Source organism: Vibrio nitrifigilis (assembly GCF_015686695.1).
Lineage (GTDB): Bacteria > Pseudomonadota > Gammaproteobacteria > Enterobacterales > Vibrionaceae > Vibrio > Vibrio nitrifigilis.
Genome location: NZ_JADPMR010000004.1, coordinates 179,309 through 203,830, shown reverse-complemented (window position 1 = coordinate 203,830; position 24,522 = coordinate 179,309). Strand labels below are relative to the sequence as shown.

Below are 24,522 nucleotides of genomic sequence, written 5' to 3'. Positions count from 1 at the left end.
TATTATATAAAATAATTTCCCTACCCACTATTAGGTAGAGATGGTTACCCAAGGCTACTACCCACTTTTATGTATTTTTCACCATGAAAAGAAATCGTCGCACATCCATGGACCATTTTTCTCAATCTCGCCCATTCTCGCTGGTGACTCATTTATGGTAATTCTTTGGCAATCACCTCATCTAACGTATTGAAAAATAGCATTTTAAAAAAGTCTTCTTTCATTACCTCACCTATTTGGCATTCAACTTGCTCTAGAGGGAAAAAGCGCTGTCGGAACAATCGACGCCCAAACTTAATCACCATGACGAGGCACTGGAATGATGAAGACAATCACAAGCTCAACGATCACATTCGGTAATGTGGCTTTGGTCGGCGCAGGTCCTGGCGATCCAGACTTGCTCACTATGAAAGCGGTCAAAGCCATTGATGCTGCGGACGTCATCATTTACGACAATTTGGTGAGTCGTGAAATTCAAGCGACCTTCCCGCATGCTGCTCAGCATGTCTATGTGGGGAAAGCCAAAGGCCACCACAGCATGAAGCAAGAAGAGATCAATGAACTGATTGCCAGCTACGCCATGCAAGGGTTGCAAGTGTGCCGAGTCAAAGGCGGTGATGCGTTTGTCTTTGGTCGCGGTGGTGAAGAGATGCTGTTTCTGGCTCAAAGAGGGATCCGAGTTGAAGTGGTACCGGGTATCACCGCCGCTTCAGGTTGCAGCACTTACGCCAATATTCCTTTAACTCATCGAGGGCTCGCACAAGGTTGCACCTTTATCACCGCTCACGCCGATAAATCCCTCGATGTGAATTGGGGCGCACTGGCGTCACTGAACCAAACCTTAGTCATTTACATGGGCTTATCGAAAGCGCAATGGATTCAAGAGACCTTAATCAAACATGGCATGGATCAAAGCACCCCTGTTGCGATTATTGAGAATGGCTGCACCACTCGCCAACGCACCTTCACTGGCGAATTAACCGAATTACACCATTTAGCAACACACCACCAAGTCTGTTCGCCTGCCTTGATCGTCATCGGTCAAGTGGTCAAAGTGGCGTCACAAATGGAGTGGCTAGAACAATTAACAGAACGGGAAGCAAAGTCAGACACCACAACCATTCGCCTCACCGCGTAATCACAGCACTGACTCTAAAAACAAAATAAGGACATCATCATGAGCAAAAAACGCATTATTGTGGCAGGCAACGGCATGGTCGGTCACAAGTTTATCGACAATGTGATTCAATCTGGCAGCAATGAGTATGAGATCATCACCTTTTGTGAAGAAGCCCGTCTAGCCTATGACCGTGTGCATTTAACCTCTTATCTTACTGGCAGCACGGCCGCCGATTTAGCCCTCACCACCGAAGAGTATTACCAAACTCACGGCATTCAATATCGCTTGAACGCCAAAGTTGCCGCGGTCAATCCCGAACAGCGCACCGTGACGTTAACCAATGGTGAAACCCTAGCCTACGACAAACTGATTTTAGCGACCGGTTCATTCCCTTTTGTGCCCCCAATTGCGGGTAACGATGGTGAACATTGCCATGTGTATCGCACCCTTGAAGATTTAGATGCCATTGAAGCCTCTAGCCAATCCAGCACCAGCGGTGTGGTTGTGGGTGGTGGCTTGCTGGGATTGGAAGCGGCGAATGCGATTAAGAATTTAGGTCTGACGACGCATGTGGTGGAATTTGCACCTCGCCTCATGGCAGTGCAGCTCGACCAAGATGGCGGTGAATTGCTACGCCGTAAAATTGAAGCCATGGGCGTGAACGTGCACACGGAAAAAGCCACCACGGAAATCGTTGCTGGCGAGTCGGCACGTTATCGCATGAACTTTGCCGATGGTTCACACCTTGAAACCGACATGATTGTCTTCTCCGCAGGGATTCGTCCTCGTGACGAACTGGCACGCAACTCCACCATTACCATCGGTGAACGTGGTGGGATTGTGATCAACAATCACTGCCAAACCAACTATGACGATATTTATGCCATTGGCGAATGTGCCCTGTGGAATAACCAAATTTTTGGCTTGGTCGCACCGGGCTATCAAATGGCAAAAGTTGCCGCACAGCACATCTTAACGCCTGAGCAAGCTGCTGAATTTACCGGCGCAGATATGAGTACCAAACTCAAATTACTGGGTGTCGATGTGGCAAGTATCGGTGAAGTGCACGACAAAACCGCAGGGGCTCTATCGTACACCTACAAAGATGACATTGAGCAAGTCTACAAACGCCTGATTCTCTCTCACGATAAGAAATCCATTGTCGGTGCCGTTTTGGTCGGCGATGCGCAATGCTACTCCAACTTGCTGCAACTGCGTCAAAACAACATGACGCTGCCAGAAACCCCATCAGTGCTGATTTTACCGAACGTGGCAGAAGATGAATCGTCCGCCATGGGCGTCGATGCCCTGCCTGATAGCGCGGTGATCTGTTCATGTTTTGATGTCACCAAAGGCACCATTGTCGAAGCCGTTAAAGCCGGCTGCACCACCATGGCAGAGCTGAAAGAGACCACCAATGCCTCGACGGGTTGTGGTGGTTGTAGCGCTCTTGCTAAACAAGTATTAGACAGCGAACTGGCGAAATTGGGCGTCGAAGTCAACAACCATGTGTGTGAGCACTTCGCCTACTCACGCCAAGAACTGAGCGATTTGATTCGCGTCCATCAAATCAAAACCTTCGACGAACTGCTTGCTCAATATGGTTCGGGCTTAGGGTGTGAAATTTGCAAACCGGCAGTGGGTTCTATCCTTGCCTCTTACTGGAACGATTACATCCTGCGCCAAGAGCACATTGAGCTGCAAGACACTAACGATTTGTTCTTAGGCAATATGCAAAAAGATGGCACTTACTCGGTTGTGCCACGGATTCCGGGCGGCGAAATCACCGCAGAAAAACTGATTGTACTGGGAGAAGTGGCCAAAGATTTTGGTTTATACACCAAAATCACCGGCGGACAACGTATCGACCTATTCGGCGCACAACTTAACGATTTGCCGCTTATTTGGCGACGTTTGGTCGATGCAGGCTTTGAAACCGGTCATGCTTACGGTAAATCTCTGCGTACCGTCAAATCCTGCGTGGGACAAACTTGGTGTCGCTACGGCGTGCAAGACAGCATGGGGCTCGCGATTGACTTAGAAAACCGCTACAAAGGGCTGCGCTCACCACACAAACTCAAGTTTGCTGTCTCTGGCTGTACCCGTGAATGTGCTGAAGCGCAATCCAAAGACATCGGCGTGATTGCCACTGATAAAGGTTTCAACCTCTATATCTGTGGTAACGGCGGTATGCGCCCTCGTCATGCAGACCTATTTGCGACCGACCTTGACCAAGCTACTTTAGTGAAATACATCGACCGCGTGCTGATGTTCTACATCCGCACTGCCGACCGCCTGCAACGCACGTCAGTGTGGATAGAGAACCTTGAAGGCGGCTTAGATTACGTCAAAGAGGTAGTGATTGAAGACAAACTTGGTCTTTGCACCGAACTCGAGCAAGCCATGGCATACAACATCGCTAAATACCAATGCGAGTGGAAAACCACACTAGAAACACCCGAAAAATTGCAACGCTTTAGCCACTTCATCAACAGTGATGACCGTGATGATAACGTCCAGTTTGTCGATATTCGCGGACAAATTGCCCCTAAAGCGCACCGCGATGATCTCGCTATCGAAATCACCCAAGTTCAATAATTGGCTAAAGAAGGAAGCACAAGATGAGTCAATGGCAAACCATTTGTAAAACCAGCGATATTGCACCGAACAGCGGCGTTTGTGCCAAGGTAGGCGATAAACAGGTCGCAATCTTCTTTAGTCAACGCACCAACCACTTTTATGCGATTGGCAACTATGACCCGATTGGCAAAGCCAATGTGCTGTCGCGCGGGATCATCGGCTCCATCGACAATGAACTTTATGTGGCATCCCCCCTTTATAAACAACACTGGAATTTAGCGACTGGTGCTTGTTTAGAAAAGCCGGAACTGAGCATCGCCACTTATGAAGTTCAGCAAGCCAATGATGAGATTCAAATAAGAATCTAGTTACTCACATCGTTTATCACTATTTCGTACACACAGTGCTGGCTACAGCACTGTGCGGACCAACACACTCTACAGTTAGGAATTAGATTATGGACAATACTAAATTTTCGCTGTTCTCATTTAGCGGCAAGATGAAGATCCTCCACCTCAGCTGGATCGCCTTTTTCATCACCTTTGTTATCTGGTTTAACTTTGCGCCGATGCTGCAAATGGTCAAAACCTCCCTTGGGCTATCAACGGAAGAGATCAAAACCTTGTTGATTCTCAACGTCGCCCTAACCATTCCTGCTCGCGTGCTGATTGGTATGTTTACCGACCGCTTTGGTCCACGCGCAGTTTACTCAGCGCTCCTCGCCATCTGCTCCATTCCTTGTTTTGCTTTTGCCTTTGCCGACAGCTTTATTCAAGCAGCGATTGCTCGCTTCTTACTTGGCTTTATCGGTGCCGGCTTCGTGGTGGGCATTCGTTTAGTCTCTGAATGGTTCCCGCACAATCAACTGGGCACAGCAGAAGGCATTTATGGCGGCTGGGGTAACTTTGGTTCAGCAGCTGCCGCGTTTACTTTACCTGCATTGGCTTTAGCGTTCGGCGGTGATGACGGCTGGCGCTATGCGACTGCACTAACGGGCTTAATGAGTTTGGTGTTCTCTGTTATTTTCTATCGTAACGTCACCGATACACCAAAAGGCGCCACCTATTTTCGACCTAAACATCTATCAGCGATGGAAGTGACTTCTAAAGGCGATTTTGTTTTCCTCCTGCTGATGAAAATCCCGATGTACGCCGTACTTGGTTTACTGGCATGGAAACTCTCTCCAAGCGGTATCAATATGCTCAGTGAAGGGGTGGTTATCGGTATTTATGTTGGCCTGACTGCACTTTATCTTTTCGATGCGCTGCAAGTTTGGAAAGTGAACAAAACCATCTTCACCACTCCGGTTGAACCTGCACACCAATACAAATTCAAACAAGTCGCAGTGCTAAACGTACTCTATTTTGCGACCTTTGGTTCTGAGCTTGCCGTGGTATCAATGCTACCTCTGTTTTTCTCTGACACATTCCAACTAACGCCCGTAATGGCGGGGATGGTGGCCTCTTCATACGCCTTTATGAACCTGATGTCTCGTCCTGGTGGCGGTATCTTGTCTGACAAATACGGCCGTAAGATGACGCTACTGATTTTGACTGCGGGTTTGGCTGTGGGTTACTTCTTGATGGGGCAAGTGAACGGTTCATGGCCACTATGGCTGGCAGTTGCGGCAGCGATGGCGTGTTCGTTCTTCGTCCAAGCTGGTGAAGGTGCGGTTTTTGCTACCGTTCCACTGATTAAACGTCGCATGACAGGTCAAATTGCAGGGATGACAGGCGCTTACGGTAACGTGGGGTCGGTAGTTTATCTGACGATTCTCTCTTTTGTGAGCTACCAAACCTTCTTCTACGTGATTGCAGCAACCGCTGTGGTTGGTTTTGCTACGCTGTTCTTTATGGAAGAGCCTAAAGGTGAAATAACTGAAGTGAACGAAGACGGTTCAGTTACGCTGATCAAAGTCTCTTAAGGTTGTGTTCCCTTAGCTCCTCAGTCGATGGCTGAGGAGCTTTCGTTATTGATGGTTCACACCACAAGGAGCAGTTTGAGGATGGATAAATCACTCCAACGGGTCACCTTCGGCGGTACATCGCTCACCGGTGTTCGCGCTGAAAATCAGGATGCCTTTATTGTTAAACACCCGCAAAGGCAAGATGAGCTGACGTTCAAAGGCACCGTAGTCTGCATTGCCGATGGCGTCAGTTGCAGCGACCAAGGTCAGCAAGCCAGTCACACGGTTACCACGCAATTTGTCCAAGACTATTACGCCACGCCTCACAGTTGGAGCGTCTCTCATTCTGTTACTTCGCTTTTAAGTCAACTTAATCAATGGCTTTATACCCAAGGCCAAGATGCGCTGCGCCATAACGGTATGGTCACCACATTTAGCTCGCTAATCCTCAAATCCAATACCGCTCATTTGATTCATATTGGTGATAGCCGTATCTATCGCTATCGCCGCCACAAGCTCACCCAATTGACCCGCGACCATCAACGCATGACCGCCAAAGGAACGGGCCACCTCACCCGAGCACTCGGCATGGATGAGAACGCCGATGTGGACTATCAAACGCTAGAAGTGAACCGACATGATCGTTTTTTGCTTACCACCGATGGTGTCCACCAAACACTCTCCCCTGAGCAAATAAGCGCAGTGTTAGCGCAGCAAGACAGTGCCGAAGCGCTGAGTGCTAAGCTTTGCCAACTCGCCATCGACAATGGCAGTCAAGATAACTGCACTTGTGTCATTTTCGATATCATGGCGTTGCCAGAAAAGAGCTTACCAGAACTGGAACAGCAACTTATCAGCCGCCGCATTCCTCCGGTACTCAAAGCCGGAATGAGCCTCGACCACTTTAAAGTGCTGCGCACCTTGCACGATGGCTCGCGTAGTCACGTCTATCTGGTGGAAGATACACACATAAGAGAGCAGCGAGTACTTAAAGCGCCATCAGTCAATGCCAGCGATGATCTGCCAACTTTACGCCGATTCGCTAACGAATATTGGATTGCCTCACAACTCAATAACCCACGCATAATGAAAATGTACGCGCCCCCAGCAGAAACGCCGTTTCTCTATCAAATCAGTGAGTGGATTCCCGGAGCTACATTACGCCAATGGATGTTTGATCATCCCAATCCTTCTCTCAATGAGGTTCGGACACTGCTCACCGAATTGGTGCGAGCAGTACGAGTGTTGCAGCGTGCTGATATGGTTCATTGCGATCTCAAACCCGAGAACATCATGATTACGCCAGAAGGGACAGTGAAATTGATCGATTTTGGTACTGTCGACGTAAAGGGACTCAAAGAGGCACAAGCACAACAAGATGACCCGTTCCCACTTGGCACGGTGAACTACATTGCGCCGGAATACATCAATACAGGGCGCGCCACCACCTTATCGGATCTGTTCTCCATTGCCGTTATTGGTTATGAGATGCTGAGCGGCTACTTGCCCTTTAAAGAAAATACCTCACAAGCGATTCAAAGTGCCCGTCATACCAAATGGCATTATCAGTCGCTACAAACTCATCGCGCCGACATTCCGCTTTGGGTCGATTTGGCCTTTCGTAAAGCAACTGAAGAGTCACCTCAGCAGCGCTATCAAGCATTAGGCGATTTTGTTACCGACTTGAGTATACCCAATACCGCACTCATCAATAGTCCAAGCAATCGACCGCTAATGACTCGCCATCCCGTGCTATTTTGGAAAATGATTTCCCTTGCAGCACTGTTTGTCGCTATTGTAGAGGCGCTGCTTTTGCTGAATCACTAGGTTCTCGCTGTGCGTAACGGTGAGAAAGTCCAAAGGAAAAGAGTGAAAAAAGCAGCGAGAAAATGGATGTGTTAAAAGAAAAAGGACGTTAGATTGCCCAAACTTAGCCGCTCGATTGTCATGAAGATCACCGCGATCATGGTCAGTTTGATCTTGATGGCGTTCGTCAGTATTTTCTCATCGATGTATATGTCGCAAATCAGCGAGTACGACGGCAAAACCATCAACCTTTCTGGCTCTCTGCGCATGATGAGTTACCGTATCACCACTCAGGTGACGCTACTGCAAAGCGAAGATTCCCCAGAGAATCGCCACAAAGTACAGCAACTGATTCAACAGTTTGAAACCCTGTTTAACGACCCTGTGTTAAAAAAGGATTTTATTCGCTTTCATCAGGTAACCATTAAAGACGAATACGACCAAGTCGCACACACGTGGAATCAAGAGATTAAGCCAACACTGGCGAACGCCAACGCTCAATTTCAACTAGGGCCGTTTTTGCCCAAACTCGAAAGCTTTGTGCAATCCATTGACCGTCTGGTTTACGGCTATCAAAAGGTGTTGGAAGAGCGCCTGCAAGAGTTAAAAATCATTCAGACCATTACACTTACTATCACATTGGGTCTTATTCTTCTCTCGATTTATTCGATTCACAAATACATCGCGCGCCCTCTGCGCGAGCTAACCGACGTGGCGGAAAGCTCGTCACAAGGTGATTGGAGCCAACGCTGTTTGGTGCATCGCGATGATGAGCTTGGTCTTTTGGCCAAAACCATCAACAAAGCCAATCAAAGCATGCAGTCGATTCATCAAGATCTTGAACAGCGCATTGCTGAAAAGACCCAAGCGCTCAGCCAGAGCAATCAGATGCTCACGTTCTTGTACAACGTGGCTCAACAGGTCAACCAATCTCATTATGGTCAACTCGATTTTGAGGTGATTTTGCAGCAATTAAGCGCCGTTAGCCAACTCAATAACCTAGAGCTGACACTCTTTACCTCGCAGCCTGAACTGCCTTATCACCAAGTGCTCATTGGTTCAGAGCTGGGAAATAGCGCATCGAACCAAACCGTTCACTTTCCAATAGAACGCAATGACAACCACTATGGTGACATCCGTGTATTTACCCAATCGCCAATGGCAAATTGGCAGCGTGATTTGGTGGAATCCTTAGTAGATCAATTGGGCATTGCACTGAGTTTTTCGAACCAACTCAACCAAGAGAGACGCATCGCGCTACTGAGTGAACGAAATATTATTGCGCGCGAGCTGCATGATTCTTTGGCTCAATCCCTTTCGTACCTCAAATTTCAGGTCGCGTGTATTGAAAAAGGCATTGAGAAAGAGCCAGTGAGCGAGCGAGTCACTACCCCAGTTTATGAACTCAAAGAAGGTGTCGTATCGGCTTATCGTCAACTGCGCGAGCTCCTCACTACCTTTCGTTTGCAGATTGACAGTGGCGGCTTGCAAGCGGCACTGAGTGATACCGTGCAGACCTTAGCGAAACACAGCGCCATGCAAATCCAACTGCATTACGACTGTCGCCATGTGCCCTTTGAGCCCAATGAAGAAATTCACCTATTGCAAATCACCAAAGAAGCGGTGCAGAACGCCGTCAAACATTCGCAAGGCTCACACATCACCATTTCTCTAACGGAAAACGAGGAGAAAAACGTCGTCCTGTTGGTACAAGACGATGGAATAGGCTTTACTCAAACCGAGCGGGTGCTTAACCATTACGGTACTGAAATTATGCAAGAGCGTTGTCATTCATTGAAAGGAACACTGGCGATCAACACCTTACCCGATGGCGGAACCGAAGTGAGTTTGGTGTTTACCCCGAATTACCTCAACAATAACAAGGAACTTGGGTAAACTATGCCACAACATTATCGTTTGACGTTTACTAACACCTTTCACTCAAGCAGCAAAGGAGAGCCAAATGAGTAATGGGAAATCTACTATCATGATCGTCGATGACCATCCCTTATTTCGTAAAGGATTACAGCGTTTTATCGCCTATGAAGAAGACTTAGAAGTGACCAAGGAATGTCACTCCGGTGCTGAAGCGTTAGAGAGTGCGCTGCAAGATGATCCTGATTTAATTTTGCTTGATTTGAACATGCAAGGGATGGATGGGTTAGAAACCCTGCGCCAAATGCGCGCTAAAGGCGTCACCGCAAGAATCGTGATGCTCACCGTTTCTGACACAGAAGAAGATGTGCTTACCGCAATGCAATATGGTGCAGATGGATATCTACTTAAAGATATGGAACCCGAAGATATTGTCGCCAACATCAAACAAGCCGTGCTCGGTAAATTGGCGCTGTCTGATCGGCTCACGCAAGTGCTCGCCCAATCATGGCATAAGCCCAAAACGACTGAATCCGACAAATTATCAACGTTAACGGATCGGGAACATCAAACTCTGCTACTACTCTCTCAAGGAATGAGTAACAAACTGATTGCGGAGAAAATGAAAATTTCAGAAGCTACAGCTAAGGTTCATGTGAAAAATTTGCTGAAAAAACTGGAACTCCATTCCCGCTTAGAAGCAGCAGCTTGGCTAATGAAACAGCAGTCTAAATCGTAACAAGTTAGATGACAACAACGCCATCTAACTTGCCTTTGAGTTTTATACTCAATTAATCGAGCTTGAGATCACCGACTTTAACCCAACCGAGTTTCACGACATAGCGGTGAACCAAGAATGCAATAATCGCAGGAAGAACAACACATACCAGAATAAGCGCTAACCAATCCATACCAGTAATGGCCATTTTTGATCCGTTAGCAATATCCGCCAGCCAACCCGTATACACACCAATTGGGCCAACCAAACCACATGTGCCCATACCAGAGGCAACCGCTGGGCCATTCATTTTCAGTTGGAATAAGGTTGTTGCTATTGGCCCGGTAATGGCAGAGGTGACGATAGGCGCAATCCAAATTCGCGGATTTTTCACAATATTGGGCATTTGTAGCATAGAAGTTCCAACCCCTTGCGATATCAAACCACCCCAGCCATTTTCACGAAAGCTAATGACCGCAAACCCAATCATTTGCGCACAACACCCAGCTAGTGCAGCCCCACCAGCCAAACCAGTAATGCCTAATGCCGCACAGATCGCCGCACTGCTGATCGGTAAAGTAAGGGCAATACCAATTACCACAGAAACCACAATACCCATCATGATTGGGCGTAGCTCGGTTGCCCACATAATCAACTGCCCAACAGAACTCGCCGCCTGACCAATAGAAGGGGCTAACCAAAGCGACAATATCGTACCAATAAAGATGGTCACAAAAGGCGTGACGATAATGTCGACTTTCGTTTCTTTAGAAATTAATTTACCAAGCTCTGCCGCAACAATCGTGATGATTAACACTGCCAAAGGGCCACCCGCGCCCCCCAAAGAATTGGCGGCACCACCAACGGCGACCAGAGAAAATAGCACTAAGGGTGGCGACTTTAATGCATAACCTATCGCAACCGCCATAGCAGGACCAGTGGCCGCTGCTGCGTAACCACCTACCGTAACCAAAGCGGCGATATCTAACTTAGCACCGAGGGTTTTCATTATGGTGCCAATCAATAGTGAAGCAAACAAACCGTGGGCCATAGCGCCCAAGGCATCGATGCCGTAATGTTTTAATGACAGCTCAACATTTTTTTTACGTAAAAATGCAGCAAATGCAGAAGCTGAACCAGCCTTTGAAGACATGCGTTTCTCCTTTCGTCATTCTGCATGGATCAAATTAAGGGGCATAAGTGTAAGCGTATCAGTTAGAAAGTACAGCCAATTAAATGAGAATTCATATAATTAAACGTTATGTTATTCAGGTGACCGACTCTATCCAAGTCACCTAAATAGGCAGGGTTGGCGAGAATGTATGCGTTTAAGGTACGAATTTGAACAGAGAAAATCCGTCACACAGAACAGGAGTAAAACGAAGAAGCTACAAACCTTTGTTCAACTTCATTGTCTGGCGTCTAGCTGTTCAAAGCATTAAACCAACTGCTTTATCACTTCAACGAAAGCTCGCGCGCTTTCTGCTTCATATTGATGCACACCTCGTTCCACTACGTGTTGTCCTGCAACATACACATCGGTAATCCAAGATTGGTGAGAGGCAAATAACCATCGATTAAGCAGATCCCCATCGTGGCTAGATGCAACAAAAGGCTGGCTTTCATCTAAGACTAGAAAGTCTGCCCTATGACCAACTTGTAACCCAAGTGCCACATTACAAGCCTGATTTCCACCATGAAGCGCTTGCTGATAGAGATGTTCTCCCACCGATGGATGCTTCGAAGAATAAAGGCGGTTTCTCTGCTGTTCATTTAGGCGCTGACTGTATTCCAAACTGCGCAATTCATCGACTAACGACATTCCCACATGACTGTCTGATCCTATTGCCCACTTTCCAGCAAAGCGCTGATATTCAGTCGCAGGGAAAATACCGTCGCCTAAATTGGCCTCAGTGGTTGGACACAATCCAGCCACCGCACCACTTTGCGCAATAGTTTGTATTTCATGTTGGTTTAAATGAGTGGCATGAATCAAGCACCACTGTTGGTTAATACCTATATGTTCTGCCAGCCATTCCACTGGGCGCTGTTGACTCCATGCAAGACAATCATCCACTTCCCGCTGCTGCTCAGCAATGTGAATGTGAATGGGCTGCCCAGAGTCCAGTTCTTGCAACACGTCATGAATTTGCGCTTCAGATACCGCCCTTAATGAATGAAAACAGAGGCCAAGTTGATGCTTGCGACTAGAATTTAATGCTTGATTAAGCTTCTGATAAAGATTGATATAAGAAGCCGATGTGTGAATAAAGCGCTGTTGTCCAAGATTGGGCGCTTGAGCACCAAATCCTGCATAAGAATACAACACTGGCAATAATGTCATACCGATACCGGCTTGGTTAGCCGCTTCAATTAACTGATGAGAGATTTCTGCGGGATCGGTATATGTCTTGCCCTGCTGGTCATGATGCAAATAATGAAATTCCCCAACTTGGCTATAACCTGCTTTCAGCATTTGAATATACAAATGAGTGGCAATAATACGTACTTGTTCTGGGTTAAGTTGACTAACCATGTGATACATACGTTCACGCCAGCTCCAGAAACTGTCATTTGGATTCGTACAGACTTCAGCAACACCTGCCATCAAATATTGAAAAGCGTGGGAGTGCACATTGGCAAGGGTGGGTAACATCGGCCCACTGAGGTGGATATCTGCCTTTTTTGCATCACTATTTGGCTCAATATGTATAAACACCCCATCTTTGATAGTAAACGTCACATTATGTTGCCAACGACCCGACATCCATGCTCGACGAGCAAAGATCGTTTGTTCCCCGCCATTATCCCTTTGCATTATTTTTCCTTTCACAATTTCACTAAATGACCTAGGGTTAGTGTAATTGACATAACTTGTCTATACAAGATATGTCAACATTAAGGATCTCACCTGTTAAGGGATCCCATTTACCGTTATAATACAAACCCTTATTTTCTAGTGGATGACGTTAATGACAATCGCAAATTCAACCACCCATATGATGACCCATTTATCGCGGCTGATTGATGATGCGCCTGGCCCTATCTATGCCAAGGTAAAGCAAGCCATTACTCAACAGATTCACAGCGGTGAATGGCAGCCCGATCAACGTGTGCCTTCTGAATCTGAAATGGTTAAAGCGCTTAACGTTAGCCGTATGACAGTCAACCGTGCTTTAAGAGAGTTAACCGACGAAGGTATCTTAATTCGTCAGCAAGGCGTTGGAACATTTGTTGCACGCAAGAAAGCTCATTCCGCTCTATTTGAAGTGCATAATATTGCCGATGAAATCGCAGGGCGAGGCCACCAGCACAAAGCCAAATTGATTGAAATCGTCAAAGCCAAAGCCAGCATGGAAGAAGCCGTCAACCTAGGCGTGAGAACCAATCACCCTATCTTTCGTGCTATCATCCTACACTGTGATAACGACACTCCAATTCAGATCGAATATCGTGTGGTGAATGCTGAGCTTGCACCTGACTATGATCGCCAAGAATTTCAACATAATGAAGCGTATCACTACCTCAACCAAGCCGCTCCGATTACCGCGGGTGAACATTTGGTGGAAGCGATCATTGCGACGCCTGAAGAGTGTGCCCTGCTGCAAATCGATCAAAGTGAACCATGTTTACAAATCAAACGTCGCACTTGGTCACACGATCAACTGGTCACAAACGCTCGACTTTTATCACCCGGTTCTCGCTTCCAACTGTTCGGTCATTTTGAACAATAAATCATACCTTAACGAGACTCACCGTTTGTATTTTACCTAGCACAGCGAACGTTCACTGTGCTAACGAGTCGCGCCTGTGCGTTTATTTTTGATCTTTTTGCACCATAACGCTTGAACTCTCTCCATTTTGAATTTATCGTTTATAACAACTTGTATAGACATGTAATGTCATGGAATTAAATTGCACGATCTCATTTAAATGATCGTGATGGAGAACTCAGCTCATGCTTGAATTTACACTTCACCCAGGGAAATTAACACTAGCCGCTCTACGAGAGATCAGTCGTCACCCTGTCACACTAACTCTTGATGAAAATGCGATTGCCGGAATTAATGCAAGCACTCAAGTCGTGAATGACATTATCTCTGAAGACAAAGCGGTCTATGGTATCAATACCGGTTTTGGTTTATTGGCTAATACCCGAATTGCTGCAGAAGATTTGAATGAGTTACAACGCAGTATCGTTTTATCTCACGCCGCAGGCACCGGTGAGTTGATGAACGATGAAACTGTACGTCTTATCATGACACTGAAAGTCAATAGCCTTGCACGCGGCTTCTCTGGGATTCGCTTGTCGGTGATTCAAGCGTTAATCACTTTGATCAATAAAGAGATTTATCCTTGTATTCCAAAGAAAGGGTCCGTTGGCGCCTCGGGCGATCTTGCGCCCCTAGCCCACATGAGTGCAGTACTGTTAGGTGAGGGACAAGCTCGCTACAAAGGTGAAGTGTTATCTGGCGGTGCGGCTCTTGCTATCGCGGGCATGGAACCGATTGAACTAGCGCCGAAAGAGGGTCTGGCATTACTTAATGGGACTCAAGCATCCACCGCGTTTGCCCTGGAAGGACTGTTCCACGCAGAAGATCTTTATGCTTCAGCTATAGTATGTGGTGCGCTCTCTGTAGAAGCTGCGCTCGGTAGCCGTCGCCCATTTGATCCTCGTATTCATGAAGTGCGTGGGCATCAAGGTCAAATCGATGCGGCAGCAGCATATCGTCACCTTCTCACAGAAAACAGTGCGATTGGCCAATCACACCTTAATTGTGAAAAAGTACAAGATCCCTACTCACTACGCTGTCAGCCTCAAGTTATGGGCGCTTGTTTAGAGCAAATTCGTCACGCGGCGAACGTATTATTGGTGGAAGCGAACTCGGTCTCAGATAACCCATTAGTCTTTGCTGAAGATGGCGATATTATCTCTGGTGGTAACTTCCATGCCGAGCCTGTTGCCTTTGCTGCTGACAATCTTGCACTGGCGATTGCCGAGATTGGCAGCTTATCTGAACGTCGTATGGCGCTATTGATCGATAGTAGCTTGAGCAAACTGCCACCCTTTTTAGTCGATAATGGCGGTGTAAACTCTGGCTTTATGATTGCTCAAGTAACGTCTGCAGCATTGGCCAGTGAGAACAAAACGTTCGCGCATCCGGCATCCGTTGATAGCTTACCGACCTCTGCAAACCAAGAAGACCATGTTTCAATGGCGACTTTTGCCGCACGCCGCTTAAAAGATATGTCTGAAAATACTCGCGGTATCTTGGCAGTGGAATTACTTGCATCCGTACAAGGTCTCGATTTTCGCGCGCCGCTGAAATCGACTGAACGTTTAGAACAAGCCAAAGCAGAATTACGCGCTCGCGTCCCTTTTTACGATAAAGACCGGTACTTCGCGGCTGATATTGAACAAGCAACGAACCTTTTGGCAGAAGCGCCCCATCACAGCCTAATGCCACAAGGATTATTACCAAGTCTATAAGGAGCCCCGAAATGTCATCAGAACTGCACTTCGATTCACTCTGGCAAGGCTTCCACGTAGCAACAATGACCTCGGGTCATTACAACATTATTGAGGACGCCGCCATCGGCGTCACTCAAGGTAAGATTGCTTGGATAGGTCCAGAGCAACAATTACCGACTCATCAAGCCAAGCACCGGTACCAACTTGATGGTGGTTGGGTAACACCTGGGCTGATTGATTGCCATACTCACCTTGTGTTTGGCGGCAATCGAGCTAATGAGTTTGAACAGCGCTTAAACGGCGTCAGTTACCAAACCATTGCCAAAAATGGTGGAGGCATTGCAGCAACCGTCAGTGCGACTCGAGAAGAGGATGAAGCACAGCTCCTCCAGTCAGCTAGTAAACGGCTCCAGTCACTCATCCACGATGGTGTTACCACAGTAGAGATTAAATCGGGTTACGGACTGAATACCAGCGATGAAAGTAAGATGCTCACGGTAGCCAAAGCACTGGCTAATAAGTTTGCTGTTGATGTGCGCACAACCTGTTTAGCAGCCCACGCTTTGCCACCTGAATTTCAACACGATGCTGATAGCTATATTGACTATTTGTGCGATGAATTGTTACCACACATTGCTCAGCATGATCTTGCCGATGCTGTAGACGCATTTTGTGAAAGCATTGCTTTTAGCACTGAACAAGTACAGCGCTATTTTACCAAGGCACAATCATTAGGCTTACCCGTAAAAATTCACGCAGAACAGCTCTCCTCACTTGGCGGCACCACTATGGCGGCTGGCTTTGGCGCTATATCTGCGGATCATTTGGAGTATTTAACCGAAACCGATGTGTTAGCGATGGCTAAGTCAGGTACGGTTGCTGCCCTGCTCCCAGGTGCGTTTTTTACTCTAAAAGAAACCCAGAAGCCCCCCATTGATCTACTCCGAGAACATAACGTTCCGATTGCAATCGCCACCGATTTAAATCCAGGGACATCCCCTGTTTTATCTTTACGTTTAATGATGAATATGGCCTGCACTCTGTTTAGGTTAACTCCTGAAGAGGCGCTTGCGGGGACAACCTACCATGCCGCACAAGCACTAGGAATTGCTGATACCCATGGTGAACTGTGTGTGGGAAAAGTTGCCGATTTTGTCTGTTGGGATGTCGAAAGCCCAGGTGAGCTCAGTTATTGGTTAGGTGGAAATCTGGTGACACAACGAGTAAAAAGGGGAATCAAAGCATGAGCCAAGGCCGTGTTTATCCAGTAGAAAATTTACCTACTCCCTATCACTTTCAGCAAGGTGACAGCCCACTGCTCGTCAGTATGCCGCACTGTGGGACAGAACTGTTACCCCACATGAAGGATTCACTGACTCCAGAAGCACAAGCTTTACCCGATACGGATTGGTATATTCCTGAGTTATACGATTTCTTAGGCTCACTCAATGTCAGCACACTGAGTGCGCGCTATTCCCGTTATGTGGTGGACCTCAATCGCCCTAGCGATGATAAACCCCTTTATCACACCAAAACCACAGGGCTTTTCCCCGATATTCTGTTTTCTGACCAACCCATTTTCTTAACCGGTCATGAGTTTGACAGTGCAACAAAAGCGTTCATTACTGAGCATATTTGGCAACCCTACCACCAAAAAGTGGAGAGCGAATTGCAACGCATTCAACAACAATTTGGTTACGCGATTTTGTTTGATGCCCATAGTATTGCTGCGCAAGTCCCCATGTTATTTACCGGTACCCTCCCGGATTTTAATCTTGGCAATAATAGTGGTAAATCCTGCGCGCCAGCGATGTTACAAACGATCGCAGCACTTGCTGAACAAAGCCCATACACGACGGTGACTAACGGTCGCTTTACTGGCGGCTATATCACACGTCATTTTGGTCAGCCCCACCACAATATTCATGCGGTGCAGCTTGAACTGTCTCAAGCCACTTATCTGCGCGATGACTGCACTAGCTATCAATTAGACCCAGAGAAACTAGCGCATGTAAGAACCGTACTAAAACCCATGATTGAATCCCTGTTAAACATGGGAAATCCCGCAGATTTACGCTCGAATAAGGACAATAAAGGTGAGTAATATGACTTTCAAGGACATGATTTTAGAAGGCATTCCAGCAGTTTTGCCACCCAAGCGCGAGCGTGATGAAACGCTCAGCCATGCCCCAAAACGCAAAGATATCTTAACTAAAGAAGAAAAAAAATTGGCGGTTAAAAATGCACTGCGCTATTTCGACCCTCAACATCACCAAACGTTAGCACCAGAATTCTATGCGGAACTAGAAAAATACGGGCGCATTTATATGTACCGTTTTATGCCCGACTATGAAATAACCGCCCGCTCGATTGATGAATTTCCTCATCAGTCTAAACAAGCCGCAGCCATTATGCTGATGCTCAGTAACAACCTCGATAATGACATTGCACAGCATCCTCAAGAATTGATCACCTATGGTGGCAACGGCTCGGTTTTTTCTAACTGGGCCCAATATCGTTTGACCATGAAATATCTTGCAGAGATGACCGATGAACAGACGTTAGTGCTTTATTCTGGGCACCCTATGGGGCTGTTCCCTTCTCACGCTAACGCGCCGCGTGTTGTTGTGACCAATGGCATGATGATCCCTAACTATTCAAAACCTGACGATTGGGAAAAATTCAACGCGCTTGGTGTCACTCAATATGGCCAAATGACCGCGGGTTCCTTTATGTATATTGGCCCACAAGGTATCGTGCATGGCACAACCATTACGGTACTTAACGCGGTACGGATGCAAAAAAATCGTGACACATCAACATTGCCCATTTTTGTCACGTCAGGCCTTGGCGGCATGAGTGGCGCACAACCGAAAGCAGCAGTGATTGCTAAAACAATTGGTGTAGTGGCGGAAATTAACCCGAAAGCGGCCTACAAACGTCACGAGCAGGGTTGGGTCGATGAAGTGCATCCTAACCTTGATGAGTTGATCGAGCGCATTCGTCGCGCAGTTGCAGAAAACCAACCGGTGTCGCTTGCGTATCTTGGCAATATTGTGGATCTGTGGGAGCGTCTTGCGACAGAAGATCTTGCTATCACACTCGGCTCTGATCAAACCTCACTCCATAACCCTTGGGCGGGTGGATACTACCCAGTAGGTTATAGTTTTGACGAATCAAACCAATTAATGGCCAACGATCCTGAAGCATTTAAAACAGCGGTCCAAGCGAGTTTACAACGCCACGTCAGTGCGATTAACCGCTTGACGGCAAAAGGCATGTATTTCTTCGATTACGGTAATGCGTTCTTATTAGAATCAAGCCGTGCTGGCGCAGATATTTTGCAAGCAGACGGTAACTTTAAATACTCATCTTACGTGCAAGATATTATGGGCCCAATGTGCTTTGATTACGGTTTCGGTCCATTCCGCTGGGTGTGCTCATCATCTGATCCTGCCGATTTAGCCATGACCGATAAAATCGCTGAACAAGTGTTATCCGAAATGGCAGCAGAAGCCCCAGAGGAGATTCGTCAGCAAATCGCCGACAACTTACTATGGATTCAACAAGCGCAGCAAAACCATCTTGTGGTGGGTTCACAAGCCCGTATTCTGTATGCTGATGCAGAGGGTCGAATCAAGATTGCCCAAGCGTTTAATCAGGCGTTAAAAGACGGAAAGATTTCTGCTCCTGTCGTATTAGGCCGAGACCATCACGATGTATCTGGGACAGACTCACCATATCGTGAAACGTCTAATATTTACGATGGTTCGAAATTCACCGCCGACATGGCGATTCAAAATGTGATTGGCGATTCTTTCCGCGGCGCAACGTGGGTCAGTATTCATAATGGTGGCGGCGTTGGCTGGGGTGAAGTGACCAACGGTGGATTTGGTATGGTACTGGATGGCTCTGAGGATTGTGAACGACGTTTAAAATCGATGCTTTACTGGGATGTGAATAACGGTATTTCGCGCCGCAGCTGGGCACGTAATGAAGGCGCCGTTTTCGCCATTAAGCGTGCAATGGAACTAGAACCTAATCTTAAAGTCACGTTGCCTCAAATCGCAGATGATGAGTTGCTTAATCAGATTATTAATGAGTAACTTCATACTGATTTGAATAATTAATTTTTCAAATCAGTACCTTGTCTAAGAGCGAATGCATTTTCTCTCAGGCACCTTAAGGTTGGTTGGGTATAAAACAAAGCCGTCTGAATGATGGCTTTGTTTGACACCACATTTATTGGCTTTAATGTCCCTCAGCCAGCAAATGCTCAGGTTTTCTGCCATTAAGCGCATCTATCACCTGACGAGCACACTGAGTCGCTGTTGCAATTAGGGCTTCTTGGGAAGACCCTGCAACATGCGGAGTGAGAAGTACATTAGGTAAACTGGCTAACACTGAAGATGGTGCCAGTGGCTCTTGTTCAAAAACATCTAAACCAGCACCAAATAAACGGCCACTTTGGAGTGCCTCAACCAATGCGTTTTCATCAATTAAACCACCTCGTGATGTATTCACTACGATGGCGCCGGGTTTAATAATCGACAACGTTTTGGCATTCAGCGTGTGAGCAGTATCTTTACGTAGCGGACGATGTAATGACACAACATCAACTTCGCTTAATAGCTCGGTTAAGGTACCAATTTTCTGTACCCCTGGTTGTGTGAATTGATCATCTGAGGCATTGGGCGACCAAACAAAAACTCGCATACCAAGCCCTTGGCTAGCCATTTGTGCCAAAATTTTTCCCGTACGTCCCCACCCGATAATCCCTAAGGTTTTATCGTAGAGAGATAACATAGGTTCATCAAATTTAAACTGCCAGTTTCCAGTGCGAGTCGCCGTATCCGCTTTAGCCACTTGTCTTGCCGTGGCTAACATTAACATAAAGGCATGTTCCGCTACTGCGCGAACATTGGCATCGGGCGTATTAGTCACAGTGATGCCCTTCTCATGAGCATGCATAACATCAACGTTATCCGTTCCTGTGCCATGATTGGCAATGATTTTTAACTTAGGAGCCGCATCCATCATATCGGCTTTTAAACCATTGTTACGTACAATCACTGCATCAGCATCTGCGAGCGATTGCGTCAATGCAGCTGGGGTAGATTCATGAGGATATTCGACGTTAATTCCAGCTTGCTCTAATAACTCGATACCTATCGAGTGGATCGGTTCCGCGATCACACACTTCATCCTTGTTTCTCCTTCATATCGCTACCTTGCGATTTACCTATTCTATTTGGTATCTAATTGGTACCCTTTTTTATTAAGAAAGTCGATGATTTGAAACATCTGCTCCATGGTTTTTTCATCAGCGTTCATACCAGGATGGCGCACTTTAGCTGTTGTAAAGACTCCTAGCGCTTGCAATAACTGCTTACGCAAAGAGATGCCGACTCCTGGCTGAAATTCCCAGCGAGTGAGGGGTAAAAAGTCGTAGAATAGCGTTTTCGCCTTTTCCCACTCGCCAGCGCGAGCATAATTGTACAACTCAACCAACAGTTCAGCGTAAACAAACCCTGTCATAATCCCAACAGCACCGAGTTGTAATTCTTCAAGCGCGTAATTGCCACCTAAAGCGCCAAACACATGCAAATCTCGCCCTACCACTTGCTGCAACTGGCGCATTTTCATTCCTGTAGGTGGCTCTTCTAGCTTAATGTAATTCAAATATTCTGACGATTCATACATTTGCTTAATCAGATCCACAGACATGGTTATTCCTGTTACCGCAGGGTAATCATGAATAATGCAGGGGATCTGCGCTGCTTGGGCCACTTGCTGATAATATTCCAACAATGCTTTATCTTTTTGCACACCATGTGGCCCTAACAGCAAGGCATCTGCGCCTAAATCTCTTGCTTGTTGAGCCATGATTTTAGCAGGATCAGTTGCGACGGCTCTGGTTCCGACCACTAACTTCATCGAATCTGGCATCAACTTTCTGTATGCCACAATAATGTCATTACGTTCTTCATTGGTCAGCTTTGGTCCTTCGCCTAGCGCTCCCATAATCGCAATCCCATGCACCTGTTTTGCGGTTAATCGTTCAACCAAACGTTCGATACTGGCGTAATCCACTTGACCATCTTCAAAAAATGGCGTTGGTACAATCGGAAAAATCCCATGCAAGTTCATTTTATTTCCTTATAACAAGTTGTTATGCATTGAGTAATTCCGCCACTACTCGCGCAACAAGGCGTTGTGGGCATATGACGGGAACTGACGTTAACGGCTGAGCTAAAGTGACAGATTCAGCAGAAAACCCCATACAATCGAGCACTAAACAGTCTGCGGTAGAGCGCTCCGACACCTCTTTTACAGCCAAAGAGAATTCATCTCTCTTTAATGGTGATGCGCTGGCTCCATCAACGGTAAACCCTTCGCTACGCCAACTCTCCAATGCAACGGGTAACTGCGCTTGGTTAGGGCTAATAATATGAATGCGCTTTTTCGCACTGATACTGCCCACCACCGCACTGATTAATCGCTGCGGATAGATCACTGGCACATCAATATCTAAATCAGGGAATCGCCCTGCGCACATAAGCACCAGTACCTGAGCACCTTGCTGACGCAGCTCTTGTGCCTTTTGATTCAGCTTAGGTAATAATTGGTAAAGACAAATTTCTCGAGTTGAGCCATCCGCTAATATCGTGAGTAGCGGGTACTGCGCGGGAGGCTGGGCTAACTGTTCAATCTCTTCATGAGACATACCGTCCAATCCACCAGCAAATAAAAACTCAGTATCAGGTAAATAATGTCGGTATGCCTGTTCAATATCTCGTCTCGGTGTTTGTCCGAGAATAACAAATCCTAATTTGGCCATATCTCTTACTCATCAGTAAGATACTCTACTACGCCACTCCGATTTATGACTTATCTTTCATTGCGCGACTTTGATAAGTAAAGGTCTCAAAATGTTCATATAACGATTCTAATCGACGATACTTTTCCTCGACGCGGTCAGCGTTTTTCTCAACCAACATCGACATTAATGAGTTCATTAACGTGATGGCTGCGGTGTAAGAATCGAAGGCAGACAACCCAGTTGTACTGATTTGAAAAAGACAATCAGCAAATTGGTTTGTCGGTACAATCGGAGAATCCCCAAACACCACAACTTTGGCATTTTGGTTTTGCGCGTATTCGCACGCTTTAAGGTGGTAGCTAGAGTATCGGCGAAAATCAAATACAACCAGAACATCGTCACGTTCCAGTTGTACCAGTTGATCCACTAAATTTGAGGGTTCTAGCCAATGAATATCAGAGTGAAAACTCGCCGCTTGATAGAAGAAATAATGGGCTAAAGCCGCTTCTTTACGTGTGCCTAAAACAAACACTTTACGTTTAGAATCACTCATTAATTCAACAAATTCATCAGCCGTTGGCTTTGAAACTGCCCGAACAGTATCTTGCATATTGACAATATCTTGCTCGACGGTCCATCCAAAAATATCGTTATCTAAATGACTTTTATGATCGCTACGAACACGATCTGCTGGCGAATTGATTAAGAAGCGAATATCTTCCCGGAAGTCGGTTCGTGCCTCTTTGATATTGTCATAACCAATTTTTGGGAAAAAACGGGTGACTGTCGAGGCGGTGATATTCAGTTCTTCAGCAATTTCCGCAGCGTTTTGCAGCAACCCCAAAGGGTAGACACGCAATAAGTAGTCTGCAATTTTTCTGTCACTTGGGGTCAATAACTCAGACCCTTGACTAATTTTGTCAGCGAAACGATTTTTGGGATGCTCTCTCATTTAGTGTAATCCTATGACTAAACCTGTGTTGCTAGGTGTCGGACCGCATCCATCAGAACTTGGCAGCCATTACTGGCATCTTCCTCCGTAATCCACTCTTTTGGATTGTGACTAACACCTGCTAAACAGGGAATAAAAATCATCCCCGTAGGGACTGATGGTGCGAATGATTGAGCATCATGCCCAGCTCCACTAGCCATCGTAATATAAGGTAATTGTGCGGCTTCTGTTACAACAGATAAACAAGAAATCATACGATCATCTAACACCACACTATCTTTTTCATAAATAGTTTCAATGTTCCAGCCGTGACGAAGATTGGCATAATTTATTAATTTGTCACGAACTACTTGCATGTCTTGTGACTGCTGAGATCTCAACTCAACCAAAAAACGACATTCTTTAGGTACTACGTTACTCGCCCCAGGCAAAACCGTCACTTGCCCTATGGTTCCTACCATCTCTGGATTTTGCTCATGCACCCATTGCGGTATTAAAGTAAAGACTGGCGCCGCCTCAACCAATGCATCTTTGCGCATTGACATGGGGGTGGTTCCAGCATGGGCGGCTTCTCCCGTGACAGTAACGATATAACGGTATACTCCAACAATCCCGGTCACGACACCAATCGATTGTTGGCGTGATTCCAACACTTTGCCTTGCTCGATATGCGCTTCAAGAAAACAGAGAAACTCATCTGCGTTACGCTGCGCCGTTTCAACGGTGGCAAATGAATGACCCAGTTGTTCTAAGAAATAGCGAAACGGCTTCTCTCCTTTAATTTTTGCTTTTTCTAACTCGCCAGGAAGTAACCGCCCCATCATTGCACGGCTTCCGACCGTTCCTGCATTATGAGCCGCTTCTTCATCACAAAAGCTGATGACTTCCACATCAAACGGCAAAGTGACTTGGTTTTCTTGTAAGCTTTTTACGCATTCCAGAGCGGCCAGAACCCCATAGGCACCATCAAATTTTCCACCATTTGGGACAGTATCGATATGCGAGCCCATTGCGACAACTTGCTCCGTTTTAGGCGATTGCGATTTTAACCGCCCAATAACGTTTAACGCACCGTCCACCTTCACTTCAAGCCCCATACTCTCCATTTGCGAGACCAACCACTCTCGAGCTTGCTGATCTTCTGGTGAGAGTGCTGGCCGATACATACCGCCATTATCTTGTTCACCGATTTTTCCCAAAGCCATCAGGCTTTGCCATAATCGTTCGCTATTAATTGTTACCTGCTGCATCCTTGCCTCCTTGATTAGG

Annotated in this window: 20 protein-coding genes; 12 read left to right on the top strand and 8 right to left on the bottom strand. The window is 46.6% G+C overall.

Annotated elements, in window-relative coordinates:
- Positions 1 to 152: 152 nt before the first annotated feature.
- A complete protein-coding gene (locus I1A42_RS17140; RefSeq protein ID WP_196124175.1) occupies positions 153 to 305 on the bottom strand; it encodes a hypothetical protein in 153 nt (50 codons plus the stop codon).
- Positions 306 to 319: 14 nt separating this feature from the next.
- Here I1A42_RS17140 and cobA point away from each other — a divergent pair, with 14 nt between their 5' ends.
- The 7 genes from cobA (at position 320) to narL (ending at position 10,026) form a co-directional block, all read left to right on the top strand.
- A complete protein-coding gene (cobA, locus tag I1A42_RS17135; RefSeq protein ID WP_230389612.1) occupies positions 320 to 1,138 on the top strand; it encodes a uroporphyrinogen-III C-methyltransferase in 819 nt (272 codons plus the stop codon).
- Positions 1,139 to 1,177: 39 nt separating this feature from the next.
- A complete protein-coding gene (gene nirB / locus I1A42_RS17130; RefSeq protein WP_196124174.1) occupies positions 1,178 to 3,718 on the top strand; it encodes a nitrite reductase large subunit NirB in 2,541 nt (846 codons plus the stop codon).
- A gap of 23 nt (positions 3,719 to 3,741) precedes the next feature.
- A complete protein-coding gene (gene nirD / locus I1A42_RS17125; RefSeq protein ID WP_196124173.1) occupies positions 3,742 to 4,068 on the top strand; it encodes a nitrite reductase small subunit NirD in 327 nt (108 codons plus the stop codon).
- Positions 4,069 to 4,157: 89 nt separating this feature from the next.
- Entirely contained in the window at positions 4,158 to 5,624 is a 1,467-nt protein-coding gene (locus I1A42_RS17120) for a NarK family nitrate/nitrite MFS transporter (RefSeq protein ID WP_196124172.1), read from the top strand.
- A gap of 81 nt (positions 5,625 to 5,705) precedes the next feature.
- The gene (locus tag I1A42_RS17115) at positions 5,706 to 7,433 is read left to right on the top strand and encodes a bifunctional protein-serine/threonine kinase/phosphatase (protein WP_230389610.1); all 1,728 of its coding nucleotides are present in this window, start codon (positions 5,706 to 5,708) and stop codon (positions 7,431 to 7,433) included.
- Positions 7,434 to 7,526: 93 nt separating this feature from the next.
- Positions 7,527 to 9,308, top strand: a complete 1,782-nt coding sequence (locus I1A42_RS17110) for a type IV pili methyl-accepting chemotaxis transducer N-terminal domain-containing protein (protein WP_196124171.1) — start codon at positions 7,527 to 7,529, stop codon at positions 9,306 to 9,308.
- 67 nt (positions 9,309 to 9,375) lie between these two features.
- Entirely contained in the window at positions 9,376 to 10,026 is a 651-nt protein-coding gene (gene narL, locus I1A42_RS17105) for a two-component system response regulator NarL (protein WP_161156206.1), read from the top strand.
- Positions 10,027 to 10,078: 52 nt separating this feature from the next.
- On the opposite strand, the gene I1A42_RS17100 is transcribed toward narL, so the two are convergent.
- Positions 10,079 to 11,158 carry a PTS transporter subunit IIC gene (locus I1A42_RS17100; RefSeq protein ID WP_161156204.1) on the bottom strand — a complete coding sequence of 360 codons (1,080 nt, stop codon included), beginning with the start codon at positions 11,156 to 11,158 and terminating at the stop codon, positions 10,079 to 10,081.
- A 285-nt stretch (positions 11,159 to 11,443) separates the two neighbouring features.
- A complete protein-coding gene (locus I1A42_RS17095; protein WP_196124170.1) occupies positions 11,444 to 12,823 on the bottom strand; it encodes a formimidoylglutamate deiminase in 1,380 nt (459 codons plus the stop codon).
- Between the two features lie 154 nt (positions 12,824 to 12,977).
- Here I1A42_RS17095 and hutC point away from each other — a divergent pair, with 154 nt between their 5' ends.
- The 5 genes from hutC to I1A42_RS17070 all read left to right on the top strand — a co-directional run bounded on the left by hutC (position 12,978) and on the right by I1A42_RS17070 (position 19,584).
- Positions 12,978 to 13,739, top strand: a complete 762-nt coding sequence (gene hutC, locus I1A42_RS17090; protein ID WP_230389608.1) for a histidine utilization repressor — start codon at positions 12,978 to 12,980, stop codon at positions 13,737 to 13,739.
- A gap of 224 nt (positions 13,740 to 13,963) precedes the next feature.
- A complete protein-coding gene (gene hutH, locus I1A42_RS17085; protein WP_196124169.1) occupies positions 13,964 to 15,496 on the top strand; it encodes a histidine ammonia-lyase in 1,533 nt (510 codons plus the stop codon).
- Between the two features lie 11 nt (positions 15,497 to 15,507).
- A complete protein-coding gene (gene hutI, locus I1A42_RS17080) occupies positions 15,508 to 16,725 on the top strand; it encodes an imidazolonepropionase (protein ID WP_196124168.1) in 1,218 nt (405 codons plus the stop codon).
- Entirely contained in the window at positions 16,722 to 17,582 is an 861-nt protein-coding gene (hutG, locus tag I1A42_RS17075) for an N-formylglutamate deformylase (protein WP_196124167.1), read from the top strand. Before hutI ends, hutG begins: the two co-directional genes overlap by 4 nt.
- A gap of 1 nt (position 17,583) precedes the next feature.
- Positions 17,584 to 19,584 carry a urocanate hydratase gene (locus tag I1A42_RS17070; protein WP_196124166.1) on the top strand — a complete coding sequence of 667 codons (2,001 nt, stop codon included), beginning with the start codon at positions 17,584 to 17,586 and terminating at the stop codon, positions 19,582 to 19,584.
- Between the two features lie 145 nt (positions 19,585 to 19,729).
- Here the strand turns inward: I1A42_RS17070 and I1A42_RS17065 are convergent, their stop codons facing one another.
- The 5 genes from I1A42_RS17065 to I1A42_RS17045 are packed head-to-tail and all read right to left on the bottom strand — an operon-like array spanning position 19,730 to position 24,503.
- Positions 19,730 to 20,683 carry a hydroxyacid dehydrogenase gene (locus tag I1A42_RS17065; RefSeq protein WP_196124165.1) on the bottom strand — a complete coding sequence of 318 codons (954 nt, stop codon included), beginning with the start codon at positions 20,681 to 20,683 and terminating at the stop codon, positions 19,730 to 19,732.
- Positions 20,684 to 20,725: 42 nt separating this feature from the next.
- Positions 20,726 to 21,628, bottom strand: coding sequence for a dihydrodipicolinate synthase family protein (locus tag I1A42_RS17060; protein ID WP_196124164.1), 903 nt, complete (start codon positions 21,626 to 21,628; stop codon positions 20,726 to 20,728).
- Positions 21,629 to 21,650: 22 nt separating this feature from the next.
- Positions 21,651 to 22,319, bottom strand: coding sequence for an AroM family protein (locus I1A42_RS17055; RefSeq protein ID WP_196124163.1), 669 nt, complete (start codon positions 22,317 to 22,319; stop codon positions 21,651 to 21,653).
- A 43-nt stretch (positions 22,320 to 22,362) separates the two neighbouring features.
- Positions 22,363 to 23,253, bottom strand: coding sequence for a MurR/RpiR family transcriptional regulator (locus I1A42_RS17050; RefSeq protein ID WP_196124162.1), 891 nt, complete (start codon positions 23,251 to 23,253; stop codon positions 22,363 to 22,365).
- Between the two features lie 17 nt (positions 23,254 to 23,270).
- Positions 23,271 to 24,503, bottom strand: coding sequence for a Zn-dependent hydrolase (locus I1A42_RS17045; protein ID WP_196124161.1), 1,233 nt, complete (start codon positions 24,501 to 24,503; stop codon positions 23,271 to 23,273).
- Positions 24,504 to 24,522: the final 19 nt, after the last annotated feature.